We start from the raw sequence: 17460 nt of genomic DNA, 5'->3' as shown, positions 1-17460 counted from the left end.
ACTTATTTTGAGAGCTATTTCAAAAAGTCAGTGGTAATAATTTGTTTGGGAATACCTGGTCCAACAAAGGATACTTCCAATGCCTCTCCGGCGATGTCATCAAAATAATATACTTCCAGAGGAAAAATGCCAGCTTCCAGGTCAAGACTGGCATTTTTTTCCCTGGTGGAGTGTGAGCCATCATTGTCAATAACCTTCTCTCCATTCAAAAATAGCAAACTACCATCATCCGATTCTAGAAAAAAGGTGTAGGTGCCGGATTTAGGAATGACCAGGTTGGCGGTGTAGTGCAGGGCAAAATGGTCCGCTCTATGGGGGATTTCATCCAGGCTGATCTCTGAACTTTTTCCGGAGGTGATGACACTTAGGTTGTCAAAGTCAGGAACCTGGGTAAAGGTTCCTTCCACATACTTCCAATTGACCTTTCCTTCTTCATTCGAAATTCTGTATTGCTGAATTTCCTGTCTGCTGCTTTGGTTTTCTAACCAGGTCACGGCTGTTACCAGGCTATTTTCAGAAATAGGGAAAGGGCCTTCGTATTTTTTTCCATTGTCAGTGGAGGGAGGCGTGCCGTCCAGTGTGTACCAAATTTCTGCCCTGGGTGAATCTGCGCTGATTTCCAGGATTAGTTCTTTTTGCTTATAAAACCCGCTTGCCGGAGAGATAACCGGCATGGGCACGAAAGTACCGGATTTTGCCTTCGGATCGAATGCCTCCAATATCGGCCTGCCCACCCCGGCATCAGGTGGTTTGATTCCCAAGGCATATGCCAAAGTAGGGGCGACGTCGTACTGGTAACAGGGTTTGGCCACCACCCTTCCTTTTTGCACTCCTTTTCCGAACAAGATGATCGGGATTTCAAGTTCTTCCAGACTATTTCCGCCATGGCCTTTACCAATGCCCCCATGATCCCCCGTGATCAGAATCAAGGTTTCCTCCATTAATCCCGCATCTTTCAGTTTTTCAACAAAATTCCCTATTAAACTATCGTAATGGGATATGGATTGGAAATAGGATTTGGAATCGTGTCCGTCCTGATGGCCGTAGTGATCTATCTCATCGATATCGATAAATAGAAAATCCGGCCTTTCTTCGAAAAAAGCATTTACGGCATTTGTAAAGACTTCATCTCCGGTATCTCCGTGAAAAACCTTATCCACTCCTTCCAAATCATACAGGCGCGCGAGCCCTCCCCATTCGTAAAAAAAATGCATGTTGGATTCGGGAAGCTGATCGTTTATCCAATTGAAGAGACTGGGATAGACACCCTTTTCTGTGGCAATCACCGGCGGCCAACGCTGATTATCCAATTCCCAATCGTTGTCATAGACGCCGTGTTGTAGCGGGTCCGCTCCGGTAAGCATGGAGGTCCAGTTAGGGGAGCTATTGGTAGGCAAAACTGCCCGGGCAAAAGGGGCAATGGCTCCTTCTGCTACCATTTGATTTAGATGGGGCGTTTCGGCTTTTTGAAAACCCCGGGATCCAAAGGCATCGAGTCCGATTAATATGGCATGCTTGACTTTTCTTTCCGGAATTTCCTGATTGCAACCAAGACAACAAAGAAGAATAAAAAAGATTCCAAACTGGAAACGTATCCGGTAAAGATTGCTGGATTTCATGGTTTTACTTGATCAGGGAAAATAATTTTTCCGGTTCATCGGTGGTAATGAAGTCAACCTTCTTTTCCAACAGCCAACGCATGTCTTCCTCTTGGTTTACGGTCCACACATTTACAGTCAGTCCCAGGTCATGCGCTTCCTTTATCCATTGTGGGTTTTCTTTAACGATCTTGATGTTGTAGTCAAAACCAAAAAAACCGTCATCTTTTAGTTCCTGAGGTGTTTTGTTTCCCGTTAGGTAAGCTACATTCGCTTCAGGATCCAATTCCAAAACCTTCAGACCTATATCGTAATCAAAGGTGATGTAGTCAACCCACATTTCTGCTTTCAGCTTTTTAACCAACTCCACGGATTTAGATGCCAATTCCTGTCCTCTGGCTTTGGATATTTGGGAAGGTTTGATTTCAAATATTAATTTGGTGCCGAGTTGCATCATCCCCTTTTTAATGTACGCTTCAGCCGTTGGAAGTTTCTCCCCGTTAGGAAGTGGCTTTTGCAAGAGTTCTGCATAGGTAGTTTCTTCAATGGCCATTCCCTCATGGTCCGCATCGTGGTTAGCCACCAATATTCCGTCTTTAGTCATCCAGACGTCAAATTCAGAACCTTCGCAACCCATTTCCACTGCTTGTTGTAGGGAGGCCAGTGAATTTTGGGGGTGCGCGGCAGCTTTCCAGGCCCCCCTGTGCGCAATGACTTTATTGGTATGGAATTCCATATTTTGGGCTTGGATAGGCAGTAAACATACTGCGGTCAAAAGAAAGATAAGTAGTATTTTTTGTACCATGGGAGTATAAAAATAGTTTTCATGCAAGTTTTCATGCAATATTCTAAAAGAAAAGGAAATCAGCAATGTTTCATTGTGAAGAAACCATTAAATAGTGATGATAAGTGATGCATTCGTAAATGCAACTCTATTTGGGCCTAAGATTTTATTCCCAAATTCCTTCCGGTACAATTTCAAGTACATGGCCGAAAGGATCTTCAAAATAGAAACTTTGTCTGCCAGAACCCCAATCCTGCTCATGGGTGATGTTTATTCCTTTTCCAGTTACCAGTTCAAGGGTAGCCAGGTAATCGTCCTGCTTTACCTCAAAGGCAATATGTTGTTTCCCGTGCGCGTAGTGGGAAGGCAGGGTGGTTTCTTTTTGAGTGGTTTCCGCAAGAAAACATAACAAAACGCTATCCCCGCACCGAAAAAACACGTGTCTGCCTTCGGCTTTAGAAATGAGCGGCATCTCAAGCAATCCCTGGTAAAATGCCAAGGCCTTGTCCAGATCATCGATATACAGGCAGGTTTCTTTGATTCGGGTATAGGGAATCATTGTGCTATTTTGCAGATCACTGGTTATTTTCCAAATAAAACGACTGCAAGATGTACTGCAGTTGTTCGTATTCAATCAGAAAGGCATCGTGCCCATAGACCGATTTGATTTCCCTGTAGGTTCCTTTGGCTACATGGCGGGAAATGTATCGGGATTCTTCACAGGTAAACAACACATCTGTATCTACCCCTATGGATAAGACCCTGCATTGAATGCAGGCCAGAGCGTTGGAAGTACCTCCTCGTCCCCGCCCTAAATCGTGGCTATCCATAGCCTTGGATAAAATCCAGTAGGAGAGGGCGTTAAAGCGATTGGCTAGTTTTTGTCCCTGGTAACGAAGGTAACTGCTGATTTTGAAATTGTCCCTTTTTTCTTCGGTTTCACTTTGGCTTTGAATGAATGTTTCTGGGTGCCGGTAACTTAGCATGCCAATGGCTCTGGCGGTTTCAAGCCCTTTTTTCCCGGCAGCATGATGCTCTCTTCCCCAGGTTTCATCGGATTCGATCGCCATGCGTTGGGTCTCGTTAAAGCCAATAATCCAGGGCGATGCTTTGGCATTGGACGCGATAATAATGGCATTATCCAGTCGGTTTTCGAGGGAAAAAGCCCACTCTAAAGCAACCTGACCACCTAAAGAACCTCCAATCACCGTATTTATTTTTTCCAGACCGAGGTGGATACGTAAGCGGTCCAGAGAAGCTGCAATGTCTCTGGTAGTAAGGTTTGGGAAATCATAATAATAAGGTTTCCCTGTCTCTGGTCGGTTGCTTAACGGGTTCGTGGATCCATAACAGGATCCCAGGTAGTTTGCGCAAATGATGAAATAGTTTGCAGGATCGTAAAATTTATCCTCTCCCACAAGCCCAGCCCACCAATCCTGGGGGTTTGCATCCCCTGTAAGTGCATGCAGGATCCAGATCACATTGTCCTTTTTTGCATTGAGTTGTCCCTGGGTGGTAAAACTCAACTGAAATTCAGGCAATACTTCTCCGGATTCCAATGGGAGGGCTTCCTTGCAGTAGAAAATGTCTCGGGTCATTTCAATAGACAAATGCGGCGATTGAAGGTTCATTTAATGTAATTATAGTTTATCAAAGGCGGTGGTAAGATCTGCTTTCAGGTCATCCACATGTTCTATTCCACAGGATATTCGCAGCATGGTAGGCGTAACACCTGCTGCTAGCTGGGCTTCATCCGAAAGTTGCTGGTGAGTAGTTGCCGCTGGTTGAATGATCAGGGTTTTGGCATCCCCAACGTTGGCCAGGTGGGAAATTAATTCCAGGTTGTTAATAAACTCGGAAGCGGATTCTTTTTCTCCTTTCAACTCAAAACTTAAGACACCTCCATAGCCATTTGGCAGGTACTTTTTAGCCTGCTCGTGATAGGGACTTGACGGCAAGCCGGGGTAATTCACTTTTTTTACTTTGGGATGATTTTCAAGCCATTTCGCCAATTCAAGCGCATTATCTACCGTTCGCTGTACTCTCAGAGATAAGGTTTCCAACCCTTGTAGCAGCAAGAAGGAATTGAACGGACTTATGGCAGGACCAAAATCACGAAGGCCTTCCACCCTTGCCCGGATAGCAAAAGCCACGTTAGGCATGCCGAGCGGATTGTTGTCTCCAAACGTTTCCCAGAAATTTAATCCGTGATATCCTTCTGAAGGCTCGGAGAATTGAGGGAATTTACCATTGCCCCAGTTATAATTCCCGCCATCTACGATGATGCCTCCAATGGAAGTTCCGTGTCCACCTATCCATTTTGTGGCAGAGGAGGTCACTATGTTTGCACCGTGTTTGATGGGTTGGCATAAATAGCCTCCCGCACCGAAGGTATTGTCCACAACTAAAGGGATATTGTACTTTTTGGCGACCTTGGCGACAGCTTCAAAATCAGGGACATTGAATTCTGGATTACCAATGGTTTCCACGTAGATTGCTTTCGTCTTCTCGTCAATTTTCGCCTCCAGGTCAGCCGCTTTGTCCGAAGCTGCAAAACGGGCCTCTATGCCGATTCGCTTAAAGGAAACTTTGAACTGGTTGTAGGTACCTCCGTATAAGAAAGGAGAGGTTACAAAATTGTCACCAACGGTCAGGAAGTTATTTAAAGCCAGGAACTGGGCGGCTTGTCCGGAAGCAGTGGCCACTGCAGCAACCCCACCTTCCAATGCGGCCATTCTTTTTTCAAACACATCAGTAGTCGGATTCATAATCCGGGTGTAGATATTTCCGAATTCCTTTAACGCGAACAAATTAGCTCCGTGTTCGGCAGAATTGAATACGTATGAAGTGGTTTGGTAAATGGGGACTGCCCTAGAATTGGTGGTAGGATCGGCTTCCTGGCCGGCATGGATTTGCAATGTTTCGAAACGATACGCTTTTGACATGATTGTTGTGTTTTAGGTTTATTCTTTATAATGTACAGATTAATATGAAATGCTTAAAAGAACAGAAGCAGCAAATTAAAAAAGCATGCAGCAACTCATGGTGAAGTCACACACAGGAGAGTAAAAATGTTTAAGAAATTCAGCGGAAATTTTACCCTTTGATAGAATCAGAAATGAATTCATCTTTACAGAATTTATATTCCCAGACGGAACCATTCGCATCTGGCAGGAATTGGCACCTTGGATTTTCCAGGTTGCCAGAGGGTCTTCGAGCCTGTCTCTTACCTCTTCTCTATAAATCCCTTATACTTTTAAAAAGCTAAAGGATGGCACAAAATAAGCGGACAATGGCATATTTTCCAATTGATTTAGCGTATTTTTTTCTTTATTTGAAACAATAACCCAGATATTCAGTGAGATAAACAAATGAGACACGTAAGATGGATTGGTTTGTTAATTCTGATAGGTATTGCGTTAGGGGCAAATGTTATTGGTCAGACGTTAAGTAAAGTAAGCCTGGAAGGACAGAATAGCTGGATTATTCCTCATTCGGCGGAACTGGTCCCCATTTCCCAAAGCAGCCCCAGGGGATTTCGAATCTCCTATGAAAAATTATCCCTTGAAAAATCCTCTTGGGAAAATTGTAATTGTTTTTACCTCTGGGGGGGAGAATTGGGCTTTACCGACTTTAACAATTCCAGGGTTTTGGGAAATGCCTTTTTATTATCCGGATTTTTTGAGCCCATACTTTGGCAAAACCATCCCTGGCGTGTTGGCCTTCGGACCAAGCTTGGAATTAGCTACCTCAGTAACGTATACGACCCCGACACCAATCCTGAGAATACCTTTTTTAGCAGCAACATTAGTTTTTTATTATCAGTAGCTCCCAAACTTTCTTATAATCTGTCGGATACCTGGGAGCTTTTTCTATCCGGGCATTATAATCACATATCCAATGGTGGCCAAAAGCAGCCCAATCGGGGAATGAATTTCCCGGGCATCGGAATCGGGGCATCGTATTGGCTATCAAAATCCGAATTTCCGTTCTTTGAAAAACCTCCGCTTAGCCACCATTTTTCCGTCATTCTGGAAACCATTAGTACCATGAGGGACAATCCTGAGGGTAAGGGTAGGGTACCGGCGATGGGCGCATCCGTGGATGTCGTACATAGCCTAAGCCGGCTTAATAGCCTGGGAGCCGGGGCAGAATTATTCTGGGATCAATCCCTGAAATCAGCTTACGGGAATCAGCGACTAATACCAGCTGTTTTTCTATCCCACCACCTAATTTTTGGTAGGGTTGATTTTAATCAACGTATGGGATTTTACCTGGTCGAATCTAAAAAAATAGGACAAAAACGCCGGTTTTTTCAGCGGTATGGTTTGACCTATCGGTTTCCGACAGGGTTTCTGCTGGGAGCAGACTTAAAAGCACATGGTCATGTCGCAGAAAACATCGGATTACGATTGGGGTGGGTGTTTTAATTGTTTATTAAACCAAACAAAAGGTTTTCTTGCCGTAAACGGTGTTTGAAATTTGATTCAAAAGGTATCTTTAATACCTTTCTTCCGTTACAGATAAGAAAACTACTGGGATTTCCCATTAACTTTAACAATTCATTTCTATTCATACGCTATTTTATGAGAATCAATTTAAGCAATTCTTTTTGGACACTACTTACAGGAATCTGTTTTGGTATCATTTTCACTTCATCCGGGGGACCCCAACTTACCTCTGACAAAGATAGCCTCAAAACGCCAGAAAATTGGTTCCTGTTGGACCCTATCGAAGATGGATATTTGGGGACAGGAGCAACCAAGGCGCACGAACAGCTTTTACAAAAAAAATCTGCAAAACGAACCGTCGTTGTGGCGGTAATCGATTCAGGCATTGACATTTTACATGAGGACCTGAAAGATAAAATCTGGACTAATCCTGGAGAGATTCCAGAAAATGGAATAGACGACGATGGGAACGGCTATGTAGATGATGTTCATGGATGGAATTTTATTGGAGGAGCGGATGGTTCACATGTGGATGAAGATTCACACGAATTGACTCGGGAGTACATCCGGCTTAAAGCCATCTATGAAGATATGGCAGCGGAAGACGTAAAGAGAAGAAACAGGGAGGAGTATGCCTATTGGCAGCGTGTGAGCGAGAATTTCGAAGAAAGCAAGAAAGAAGCTCAAATGAATTACAACATGTATTCCAATATGTTGGATGGGTTTACCAAAATGGCCGAATTGGTAAAGGAAGAATTTGAAGTAGCCGATTTTAAGTTGACCGATCTAAAGGAAATGGAATCGGAAGAGGAAGAGGTGAAAAATGCGCTGGATATGCTTTCTCAGTTATTTTCTATGGTCAATTTGCAAGATCCAGGCGTCAACGAGATTTTAGATGTCTTAGGAGGAGCGGTTGAGCATTTCGAAGTGCAGGCAAATTATGCCTACAATACCGATTTTAACCCCCGGGACATAGTGGGAGATGATCCGAAAGATTATAAAGAGAAATATTACGGAAACAACGATCCTACAGGTCCGGATCCTACCCACGGGACGCATGTAGCGGGAATCATCGCTGCCAAAAGAGGAAACGATCTGGGAATAGATGGTATCGCTGAACACGTATTGATCATGCCGGTGCGGGCTGTGCCCAATGGGGATGAGCGAGATAAGGACGTAGCAAATGCGATCCGGTATGCCGTGGATAACGGGGCACATATTATTAATATGAGCTTTGGAAAGTCGTATTCTCCTGGGAAAAGATACGTGGACAAAGCAGTGAAATACGCAAGAAGAAAAGGAGTATTGTTAATCCATGCCGCTGGAAACAGTTCCAAAGAAGTCAATCCGGACAACAACTTCCCCAACCGATATTATGACCGACGCGGAGAATCTGATTCCTGGCTTGAAGTAGGGGCTTCCTCTGCCATTGATACGGAAAATCTACCGGCACAATTTTCCAATTTTAGTAAGAAAGCGGTAGATTTATTTGCACCTGGGGTGGATATCTACTCCACAGTTCCCGGATCCGAGTACGACACCAATAGCGGCACCAGTATGGCTGCCCCTACTGTTGCCGGAGTAGCTGCCATGATTTGGGCCTATTTTCCCGATTTGAAGCCAAAGGAGATGAGACAAGTATTGATCAATTCGGTTTACAAACCAACTACCGAAAGTGTACAATTACCCGGAAAGGATGAAATGGTTGGATTCGATTCCCTTAGTTATACCGGAGGTGTTGTGAATGCGTATGAAGCCCTGAAACTGGCGGCTTCGCTAAGCAAATACGAATAATAACTTGTGATCGCTGCATGAAGTATCCCGTCTACCTGGACTACAATGCGACGACCCCCTGTCATCCTGCAGTTTTGGAAGAAATGCTGCCCTTTTTCTCGGAGCATTTTGGTAATCCTTCCAGCGGTCAGCATCCCTTTGGCTGGGTTGCAGAAGAGGCAGTGGAAGTGGCAAGGGAACGGGTGGCTGGACTGATCGGCGCAGCCCCAAAGGAAATTATCTTTACCAGCGGTGCCACCGAAGCAATCAATTTGGCATTAAGGGGAGCGGTTGTTGGCCTGAAATCAAAAGGTAATCACCTGATTACCATAGAAACCGAACATAAGGCGGTCTTGGATACCGTGCAGGTGCTGGAAAAACAGGGCTTTGAAGTCACCTATCTTCCTGTACAAACGGATGGGGCAGTATCGTTGGACTTGCTAAAAAAATCCATAAGAGCTCAAACGGTATTGGTGGCAGTCATGCTGGCCAATAATGAAACCGGTTACCTGCATCCCCTTAAAGAAATGGCCGCTATAGCCAGGGATCAGGGAGTACTATTTTTTACCGATGCTGTACAGGCAGTTGGGAAAGTACCGGTAAATGTGAAAGCGTTGGACATAGACATGCTGGCACTTTCCGGGCATAAAATGTACGGCCCCAAAGGAGTAGGAGCCCTTTACCTAAGAAAATCAAAGCCGGGAATTACCCTGGAATCCCAAATTACAGGAGGAGGACAGGAAACGGGAAGACGTAGCGGAACGCTAAATGTACCGGGAATCGTGGGATTGGGAAAAGCGGCTGAAATAGCTGGACAGGAATATATGTCCGACGGTTTAAGGCTAGGTGAACTCAGGGATAAATTGGAAAAGAAATTGCTTGCCATCCCAGGAGCCCGGCTAAATGGTACACCAGAATCCCGGCTTCCCCACGTTAGCAACATTTCATTTAGTGGTGTGCCAGGCAAGCAATTTTTGATTCGCATTAATAAACACTTGGCGGTAAGTTCTGGATCCGCTTGTAGTAGCATTTCCGACAAACCCTCCCATGTGCTTCGGGCCATGGGTTTGGATTCCGAAACAGCCATTGCTACCTTGAGACTATCATTGGGAAAATCCACATCAGAGAAGGAAGTGGACTTTGCGAGTGATTTTATAAAGAAAACCCATCAAAAATTAAAAAATGGATCCCTTTAGGGGGATTAAACGCGCATACCATGAGTGACAATAAATTTTCTCACCTGGATAAAAAAACAGGCCTTCCGGCAATGGTAGATGTGGGAGAAAAAGCCCAGACGCAGCGTCTGGCAATTGCCTCCTGCCGGGTAGTTTTGGGCAAGGAGATCCTGCAGCAACTAACAGAAGGTACTGAATTGATGACCAAAAAAGGCCCCGTATTCCAAACAGCCATTATTGCAGGAACCATGGGTGCAAAAAGAACCGCTGAATTAATACCGCTGTGTCATCCTTTGGGTATGGACGATTGCAAAGTGACCGTTGATGTACTTAACGAATCAGAGGTTATCGTTCGTTGCAGTACCAAGGTAACGGGTAAAACGGGAGTTGAAATGGAGGCCCTGACGGGTGTTTCGGTGGCGGCACTGACTATTTATGACATGTGCAAAGCAATGTCTAATGACATAGTTATTCAAGATATAAAATTGGAAGAAAAAAAAGGAGGAAAACGTGACTTCAAGCGGTAAACACCAAAAGCATGCCTCACTGGCACGCCCCTGCTATGGGGATTACGGAAGAGTCGAATTAGGTTTTTTGGGTACTTCCTGTGCTCAGATTCAGGAACTTGTCGGGAAGCTTATCCGGAACCTCTGTCCCGACTTGGGTCTGGTCTATGTGGATGCAGATCACAAAGAAGGAGACCAGTTGAAGGAGGGCAAGGGCGAACCGGATAGTTTGATGCAAACACCGGGCGTGATCGAGTACCGGGATAAAATCGTTTTCCAGCGGCTGGATAGGCGGCTGGAGGATACCACCGTATTTGAACAAAGGGAATGGTTTAACCGGCAGGACTTGATCCTGATCAATGCCAACCATTTCAAGGCACTCAACCAGGTACTGGTCATTGATCCGGAGAAACCCATGGATAAGAAGCTGCATAAGCTAACCACTGTAAGCCTCATCCTGATGAAGGAGGGCGTTAATGAAATACCCGATGCAGTCAAAGAGCACCTTGGAGAATGGCAATCCATTCCAGTTTTGCCATTCGAAGAAGTAGCTAAAATCACTGATTTTGTTTCGGAATTCTTAATTTCCCATATTCCCAGGGTCAATGGGCTGGTATTGGTCGGGGGTAAAAGTACCCGGATGGGACAGGACAAGTCCGATTTGGCTTATCACGGGCAAAGCCAGAAAGACCACATGCTGGAATTAATCAAACCTTATTGTCAGGAAGCTTATCTTTCCTGTAATCCTGCTCAAGCCAAAGAACTGGCGAATAATTATCCAGTTATTTCGGATAAAATTCTGGACATGGGGCCTTTTGGGGGCTTGGTGTCGGCATTTATGGAACAGCCGGAATCGGCTTGGTTGACGGTGGCTTGTGATTTGCCTTTTCTTACAAAAAATACGTTGTCCTATTTGCTTTCACACCGAAATCCCTCCAAACTGGCAACGGCATTTCTGGACCCCAAAGGAGAATTTCCTGAACCGCTGATTACCCTGTGGGAACCTAGGGCGTATCCGGTTTTGCTTCGTTTTTTAAGTCAGGGATATAGTTGTCCCCGAAAGGTCCTGATCAATTCATCCATTGAATTGTTGCATGCTCCCAATACCGGAGAATTCAGAAATATTAATTACCCAGAAGCGCACCGTGCTGCTCTGGGTGCGCTGGGAACAACCAAAAACTAAACTGCGGTACCGGGTTTATGAATACTATTTGCGGTATATTTGCTTTATGATAGATTTTGAGAGGACGGGCAGGCTGGTAGTGACCTGCTACGATCGAAATGCCCCATTTCTAGAAGCGGAATTGATTGAATTGGGTTTTGCTCCTTCTGGGGTGTTTCGGACCCATGTGGAATTGACCGGAAGCCTGAACGATTGCATTTTCCTCAACATGCATTTGCGGACGGCTAGCCACGTTCTATATGAAATACAATCTTTTAATTTGGATCATGTACAGCATCTGTATAAAGTCATAAAAGAACTTCCCTGGGAAGATTTCATTGATACGGACGGCTATTTTTCGGTCATCAGTAATGTCAAACACGAGTCTGTAGACAATCCCCTTTTTGTAAATGTAAAAATTAAGGATGCCATTGCTGACCGTTTTCGGGAGAAATTTGGGGTAAGACCCGATTCCGGTTCCAGTTTAAATGAAGCCGTGTTTCAATTTTTCTGGAAAGGGGAGGAGGCTAGTTTGTACATCAATACCAGCGGCGATACGCTGATCAAACATGGTTACCGGAAAATACCAGGAGCAGCCCCTATGATGGAGTCCCTGGTGTCCGCATGCCTGCTGGCTTCGAACTGGGACAGAAAAAGTCCGTTTGTCAACCCCATGTGCGGTTCTGGGACTGTAGCCATCGAAGCGGCATTGATGGCCACTGATCGCTATCCAGGGCTATATAGAGATGACTATGCCCTGATGTATATCAAGGGGTATGATGCGGGTGTTTATTACGCACTGAAGGAAAAACTGCAAGCAAAGATCAAACCGGCTGAAAATCTTATCCTGCTGGCATCTGATATAAGTGAGCGGGCTATTAGTGCCAGTAAGGAAAATGCACGGTTTGCCGGAGTGGAAGATTTGATTCAGTTTGAGGTTTGTGATTTCCGGGAAACCACGCTTCCCGACACCGAAAATGGTATCCTTTTTTTGAATCCCGAATACGGTGAGCGGTTGGGAGAAAAAGAAAGCCTGGAAGAAACCTATCGTGAAATCGGTGATTTTATGAAACAACGATGTCCGGGATATACCGGCCTTATTTTTACCGGCAATTTGGATTTGGGTAAGAAAATCGGTTTAAAACCGAAGCGGAGGATCCCCTTTTACAACGGTACGATTGACTGCCGCTTGCTGGTTTTTGAATTGTACCGGGGAAGCAGGGTGCCCGGAAAAGAATAATTTTTAGTGACCTGTCCGATCTGTGGTAAAAAAGTCACCTTTTTGGAGTTCTTTTTCGAGGCAGGGGTTTACGGCAAACTTATAAATTGAGGAATCTGCAAATTGGTATTTTTTTCCGTTTTCTAGTCATTTTCTAATTCAGACCCTATTCGCTCTAGGGTTTTTATTAATTGCTGAATAGCCGCTTCGTATTGTTGATCCAATTTTTCAAAATTTGAAGTTGATTTATTCGAAATTTCGTACTGAATGGCAGGTAACATCCAGGAAGCATAGCCACTATATGGATCCGTGGAGGCATACAATGACTTGTACCAATCACCGAAGGGCATGCCTTCCTTTAGCAGAAAGCTTTTTTCCAGGCGTAAAAGTTCGCCATTAACCCTGGAGATCACACCGGAACTCAGTGACTCTTTTTCGAGCCCGTCCTTAATCTTAATTTCCGTCTCTTTACCGACGGCATCCAGTTTTTCCAGGGCTTGTTTTGTAGCTGTAAAACCTTCAAAATCAGTAGCATATTCAGCAATACTCGAATTTGCATTGGCCATATGCATGGTGAGATCTGTCGCGTATCGGCTTACATCATAGGGAATCAGCGTGGCATTAGCCAATCTTAGTGCCATGATACCTGACCATTGGGCAATGGTTCCCCCCATTTGGAAACTGGGATCGGAAAAATGCTCATAAAAATAAAAATCATCGTAGTTGGTATGGTATAGCGTGGGCCCACCTGCGCCGCCGCTAAGGGAAGGAATGCCCGTATGCATGTAAAAGGCGATATGATCCGACCCTCCGCCCAGATTCCCAAGGCTAGGCTCTTCGCGGTTTCCTTTCCATACCTCGTAAACGGATTTGGATGAGTCCGGGTAGCTTATCTTTTTAGCTGCGTTTACCATAACTTTTTTAAGGCTTGGTGCAGCAGCGCCACCGATGTTTCTTCCGGAAACACCGGCATCAAAATTCAAGTAGGCAACCGCCTTCGCTCCCAACTCATCTTTCATTTGTTCTACCCATTCAGTAGATCCGATTACTCCGTGTTCCTCGCCGTCCCAGTGGGCAATGAGGATGGAGCGCTTAGGACCCTTACCCTCGCGGGCGAGTTGACCAAGGGCCTCGCTAAGGGTCAACAACATGGAAGTACCACTATTTGGATCGGTGGCTCCAAATGCCCAGGCATCGTAATGGCAACCTAAAATAATCCATTCATCGGGGTAAGTACTGCCATTCAGGGTACCTACTACATTAAAGATGGGTACTAAACCAATGGGTTGATCCACCATCAGCCTTACGGTAAGTTGGGGTCCGCCTTCCAGTCGATAGGTGAAGGGTAATCCACCTTGCCAGCCCGCAGGAACAGGTTTTCCATTCATTTGGCCCAATATTTTCGCTGCCTCTCCATAGGGGATGGGCGTCACTGGAATGGTATGTAACTGAGTATCTTCAGGATCGAGCCTGTTAATTTTTGTTTTTCCTTCTACAGGAAGTGCAGGCTCAAAAGGGGTCAGCGGGTCGCCGGTAAAGCTTTCTGTCAGCAGAGAGCCCCTTTGAATAGCACTTTCGTTGTAATAAGGGCCGTCTGGATACACCAGGCCTTTGGCAAAACCGCTATCTTCCGGATCGGTGTAAAGGATGAGGCCTGCAGCCCCATATTGTTCGGCAAATTTAGCCTTATAGCCCCTGAAGTTCTGACCATAGCGGGCGATGACTAGTTTACCCTTCATATCGATTCCCATGGCGGCCAATTTCTCAAAATCGGCTTTGGTTCCGTAGTTGGTATAAACTACCTCTGCAGTTACATCACCGGATCCGGAAAAGGCGTTCCAGCCTTTTTTGAGTTGCGGATGTCGGGAAAAGGTATCTGCTTCCAGGATGTATTCCTGTTGATTCAGCGGGCGGCGTTCCGGAGTAACAATTTCTACCGAAGAGCGGCCAGGGTCACTGGGTAGGTAAACATCATATGGATACAATTTGGTTTGCCAGCCTGCGGCTTCCATTACTTCGACCAGATAGTCTCTGACATCTTCGTTTGCCTTGGTCCCGGCAATATGTGGGTGTCGGGTAATGGTGGCCAAATGGGTTTTGAAACTAGAAAAATTGACGGATTCCAGGAAAAGAGCCTCCAATTCATTCTGGGCGTTGCTTTCAGTAGATGAAAATCCATCGAGGCGTTCCACTTGCGGAAATCCCAATCCTGTGCTTAAAAAAAAGGCAACAATAACTCCTGTTCTCTTCATGACTAATTGAGAATTTGGTCCACAGATACAATTCGTTCGCTTAGTTTCTGGCGAATTCGCTTGGTTCGGAGGTACCGGCCCAACTCATAGGCATCGTAATTTTCATCGTTTGGGTCAAAGCTGCTTACTCGCACCCTGCCTCGGGAATGGATAAACTGATTATCCCCAATCCACATACCCACATGAACCACCCTTTCCCTTGAGTCTTCCATAGCGGGAACCCCAAAAAACAATAAATCGCCGACTTCTAAATTCTCCCAATTTTTCTCGCTATCGATCAGTTCCCCTTCCAGGATTTGCTGCGAAGCGTCCCTGGGAATCACCATACCATTGAGAAAGTAGATGGTTTTGGTAAAACCGCTGCAATCCATTCCTTTGGGAGAGGTACCTCCCCAGAGGTATGGGGAACCCATCATCAATTTTGCAGTTTGAACCAAAGAGGTGTCATCCGTACTACGACTGTTTATCCATTCGTCATACGGAACGGCCACCTCAGCGGCAATAAATCCCTTTCTTCCATCTGGTAGTGCTACCTTATAGCCCTGCGGAGAACGATTTTCTATTTCCAATACATTGCCAGCCGTGATATCACTGACGATCTCACCCTGATTTTCGTCCGTATAAATGTTGCTGATCATTTCGGTGACTACCACCTTTTCCTTGCCCATCCATTCATCCATTGTTTGTTGGTCGATTCGGACAATGGCCGCTTCATCTACCCAGGAAATGTAGTCGTCAGGGGTTTGAACCAGGTACCAGGAACCTGATTCCTTTAATACATTCAAGGGAGTGCCCATCAAGGCTTGCGTGGCCAGTTCTGCCGAATGCTTTGGTTCGCTGCGAATATTTGCCACCGAATTGGTGACGAGAGCCAGGGTTTTTTCTCCCAGACCGGGTTCGGGAAGTAGGATAACGCTGTCTTTAACAGTTATGTTATCATCGGTGAGTTTTTGTATCAGGGCCTGGTGGGCGTCTGGCAAATTGGTTTCGCCCGTTAGAATTCCCTTGTCCCAATGAATATCAAAAAGCGCAATTCGTTTATCCGGAGCAAAATCCGCTCTGGTGGAGTCGATGATTGATTGAACCCTTTCCTCTTGCATCGGCGCCTGGCAAGAAAGCAGTATAAATACAAGGAATATGGAAAGTAAAAACGAATTTTTCATAAAATTACCTTAATAAATTAATCAAATGTAATTAAAAAGGAGGAATTAGTGAAAAAATGGTATCAATTCTCCGGTTTCATTTCCCGATCTAAAAATTCCTGGTATAACCGGATATGCCGGTTGGTCATAGGGATTTTATATCCATCGATGAATACCTGGTGAATTTGGGTTTTAGGTTCGAAGGGGTCTCCATCGGCAAGAAACAATGTGGCATTTTTTCCCACTTCCAGGGATCCTAATTTGTCAGCTACATTAAATAGCTCCGCAGGGTGGAGCGTGATTGCCTTCAGCGCTTCTTCCGTTCCCATACCATAAGCAGCGGCAAAACCTGCATGAAATGGAAGATTTCGTACATTTTCAGTTTCCTGCGTTCGAATGGCCACTTTTACACCTGCTTTTTGCAAGATGGAAGCATTTGTGTAAGGCGAGTCGTAGGAATCGGATTGCCTGGAAGGTAATGCCAGCACAGGGCCTGTAATTACGGATATATTTGCTTCGACTAGCTCTTCGGCCACTTTCCATCCTTCAGCGACTCCTGTAAAGACCACATCGATTTCCTTGTCTTTCACCCATTCAAGGGCATTTGAGATATCGTTGGCAGCATTCACTTCGATAAACAGGGGGAGTTCTCCTTTCAATACTTTTGCTAAATGAGCCATTTCCGGGTAATAGTCTACTTCCCCTCCCTTTTCCTGAATTTGGAGGTAGGTGGTAGCTTTTTCCCAAATAGCATCGATTTCTTTCAAACCTTTTTCTGCTTCTTTTTGGATGGTTTCGGCAGAGCGGCTATCATAGCTACCTGCTTTTGCAGCCGAGGGAAAATTCATTAATACGGCACGAAAACCAGCATCCATCTGATCGGGTGTGTAACCATTCAACTGGATCAATGCGGCCGTTCCCGGAAAATAACCACCCCGAGGTTGGGTAAGCACCGTGGTAACGCCACTTACCCGGGTGACGGGTATTGCCACGGCATTGGGATTGACCGCCGTCAGGGCTTGCATTTGTGGAGTTACTTTCCCCAGTTCCATGTAATCCTGCGTCTCTGGAAGGGAGTTGACTTCCACTAGTCCAAGACTGGTACCACCATCAATAAATCCGGGATAAAGCCGTTTGTCGGTACAATCGATGACCCTGTGATTTTCTTCGGGTAGGTCTTTACCGATGGCAGCTATTTTTCCATTCTGAATCAACAGATCTGTATTTTCAAGGATTCCGTCAGTGATCGTAAAAATCCGGGCATTTTGCAATAAAAAATCTCCTTTGAAAGGTTTGATTACGTCACCGTCAATTTGTGCATAAAGCTGCAAATTGAGAAACAGCAGGGAGATCAACAGTATTGGTAACTTATTCATCGGGGTTGAATTAGCAGGGTAG

At 45.2% G+C, this 17460-nt stretch carries 14 protein-coding genes and 1 riboswitch; of the genes, 6 read left to right on the top strand and 8 right to left on the bottom strand.

What is annotated here, in order from left to right:
- Positions 1–14: 14 nt before the first annotated feature.
- The 5 genes from GKS34_RS04245 to GKS34_RS04225 all read right to left on the bottom strand — a co-directional run bounded on the left by GKS34_RS04245 (position 15) and on the right by GKS34_RS04225 (position 5327).
- The gene (locus tag GKS34_RS04245; RefSeq protein ID WP_163383538.1) at positions 15–1619 is read right to left on the bottom strand and encodes an alkaline phosphatase family protein; all 1605 of its coding nucleotides are present in this window, start codon (positions 1617–1619) and stop codon (positions 15–17) included.
- 4 nt (positions 1620–1623) lie between these two features.
- Entirely contained in the window at positions 1624–2334 is a 711-nt protein-coding gene (locus GKS34_RS04240; RefSeq protein ID WP_240459187.1) for a glycerophosphodiester phosphodiesterase, read from the bottom strand.
- A gap of 214 nt (positions 2335–2548) precedes the next feature.
- Positions 2549–2938, bottom strand: a complete 390-nt coding sequence (locus GKS34_RS04235) for a VOC family protein (protein ID WP_163383740.1) — start codon at positions 2936–2938, stop codon at positions 2549–2551.
- A 19-nt stretch (positions 2939–2957) separates the two neighbouring features.
- The gene (locus tag GKS34_RS04230; RefSeq protein ID WP_163383536.1) at positions 2958–4013 is read right to left on the bottom strand and encodes a homoserine O-acetyltransferase family protein; all 1056 of its coding nucleotides are present in this window, start codon (positions 4011–4013) and stop codon (positions 2958–2960) included.
- Positions 4014–4022: 9 nt separating this feature from the next.
- Positions 4023–5327: an O-acetylhomoserine aminocarboxypropyltransferase/cysteine synthase family protein gene (locus GKS34_RS04225; protein WP_163383535.1), complete on the bottom strand. Its 1305-nt coding sequence runs from the start codon at positions 5325–5327 to the stop codon at positions 4023–4025.
- Between the two features lie 191 nt (positions 5328–5518).
- Positions 5519–5628: riboswitch (SAM riboswitch) on the bottom strand.
- A 125-nt stretch (positions 5629–5753) separates the two neighbouring features.
- Here GKS34_RS04225 and GKS34_RS04220 point away from each other — a divergent pair.
- From GKS34_RS04220 to GKS34_RS04195, 6 genes are all read left to right on the top strand, one after another.
- Positions 5754–6812, top strand: coding sequence for an acyloxyacyl hydrolase (locus tag GKS34_RS04220; RefSeq protein WP_163383534.1), 1059 nt, complete (start codon positions 5754–5756; stop codon positions 6810–6812).
- 156 nt (positions 6813–6968) lie between these two features.
- Positions 6969–8627 carry a S8 family peptidase gene (locus GKS34_RS04215; RefSeq protein WP_163383533.1) on the top strand — a complete coding sequence of 553 codons (1659 nt, stop codon included), beginning with the start codon at positions 6969–6971 and terminating at the stop codon, positions 8625–8627.
- A 17-nt stretch (positions 8628–8644) separates the two neighbouring features.
- Positions 8645–9802 carry a cysteine desulfurase family protein gene (locus GKS34_RS04210; protein ID WP_163383532.1) on the top strand — a complete coding sequence of 386 codons (1158 nt, stop codon included), beginning with the start codon at positions 8645–8647 and terminating at the stop codon, positions 9800–9802.
- 20 nt (positions 9803–9822) lie between these two features.
- On the top strand, positions 9823–10308 hold the full coding sequence (moaC, locus tag GKS34_RS04205) for a cyclic pyranopterin monophosphate synthase MoaC (protein WP_163383531.1): 486 nt from the start codon (positions 9823–9825) through the stop codon (positions 10306–10308).
- Complete coding sequence (locus GKS34_RS04200; RefSeq protein ID WP_163383530.1) at positions 10292–11470, top strand: NTP transferase domain-containing protein; 1179 nt, start codon at positions 10292–10294, stop codon at positions 11468–11470. Before moaC ends, GKS34_RS04200 begins: the two co-directional genes overlap by 17 nt.
- A gap of 46 nt (positions 11471–11516) precedes the next feature.
- Positions 11517–12689 (top strand): THUMP domain-containing class I SAM-dependent RNA methyltransferase, encoded by a 1173-nt coding sequence (locus tag GKS34_RS04195; RefSeq protein WP_163383529.1) that lies wholly within the window; start codon positions 11517–11519, stop codon positions 12687–12689.
- A gap of 122 nt (positions 12690–12811) precedes the next feature.
- On the opposite strand, the gene GKS34_RS04190 is transcribed toward GKS34_RS04195, so the two are convergent.
- The 3 genes from GKS34_RS04190 to GKS34_RS04180 form a co-directional block, all read right to left on the bottom strand.
- A complete protein-coding gene (locus GKS34_RS04190; protein WP_163383528.1) occupies positions 12812–14920 on the bottom strand; it encodes a M28 family peptidase in 2109 nt (702 codons plus the stop codon).
- Positions 14921–14922: 2 nt separating this feature from the next.
- The gene (locus GKS34_RS04185; RefSeq protein ID WP_163383527.1) at positions 14923–16083 is read right to left on the bottom strand and encodes a C40 family peptidase; all 1161 of its coding nucleotides are present in this window, start codon (positions 16081–16083) and stop codon (positions 14923–14925) included.
- A 62-nt stretch (positions 16084–16145) separates the two neighbouring features.
- Entirely contained in the window at positions 16146–17438 is a 1293-nt protein-coding gene (locus tag GKS34_RS04180) for an amidohydrolase family protein (protein ID WP_163383526.1), read from the bottom strand.
- Positions 17439–17460: the final 22 nt, after the last annotated feature.

Origin of the sequence: Cyclobacterium jeungdonense (assembly GCF_010994275.1) — a bacterium.
In the GTDB taxonomy this organism is placed as follows: domain Bacteria; phylum Bacteroidota; class Bacteroidia; order Cytophagales; family Cyclobacteriaceae; genus Cyclobacterium; species Cyclobacterium jeungdonense.
The sequence above is the reverse complement of the archived record's forward strand: the minus strand, read 5'-3'. Positions and strand labels throughout refer to the sequence as shown.

Coding starts and splice junctions, on each gene's coding strand:
- GKS34_RS04245 (WP_163383538.1), bottom strand. CDS start 1,619: ATGAAATCCAGCAATCTTTACCGGATACGTTTCCAGTTTGGAATCTTT.
- GKS34_RS04240 (WP_240459187.1), bottom strand. CDS start 2,334: ATGGAATTCCATACCAATAAAGTCATTGCGCACAGGGGGGCCTGGAAA.
- GKS34_RS04230 (WP_163383536.1), bottom strand. CDS start 4,013: ATGAACCTTCAATCGCCGCATTTGTCTATTGAAATGACCCGAGACATT.
- GKS34_RS04225 (WP_163383535.1), bottom strand. CDS start 5,327: ATGTCAAAAGCGTATCGTTTCGAAACATTGCAAATCCATGCCGGCCAG.
- GKS34_RS04220 (WP_163383534.1), top strand. CDS start 5,754: ATGAGACACGTAAGATGGATTGGTTTGTTAATTCTGATAGGTATTGCG.
- GKS34_RS04215 (WP_163383533.1), top strand. CDS start 6,969: ATGAGAATCAATTTAAGCAATTCTTTTTGGACACTACTTACAGGAATC.
- GKS34_RS04210 (WP_163383532.1), top strand. CDS start 8,645: ATGAAGTATCCCGTCTACCTGGACTACAATGCGACGACCCCCTGTCAT.
- moaC (WP_163383531.1), top strand. CDS start 9,823: ATGAGTGACAATAAATTTTCTCACCTGGATAAAAAAACAGGCCTTCCG.
- GKS34_RS04195 (WP_163383529.1), top strand. CDS start 11,517: ATGATAGATTTTGAGAGGACGGGCAGGCTGGTAGTGACCTGCTACGAT.
- GKS34_RS04190 (WP_163383528.1), bottom strand. CDS start 14,920: ATGAAGAGAACAGGAGTTATTGTTGCCTTTTTTTTAAGCACAGGATTG.
- GKS34_RS04185 (WP_163383527.1), bottom strand. CDS start 16,083: ATGAAAAATTCGTTTTTACTTTCCATATTCCTTGTATTTATACTGCTT.
- GKS34_RS04180 (WP_163383526.1), bottom strand. CDS start 17,438: ATGAATAAGTTACCAATACTGTTGATCTCCCTGCTGTTTCTCAATTTG.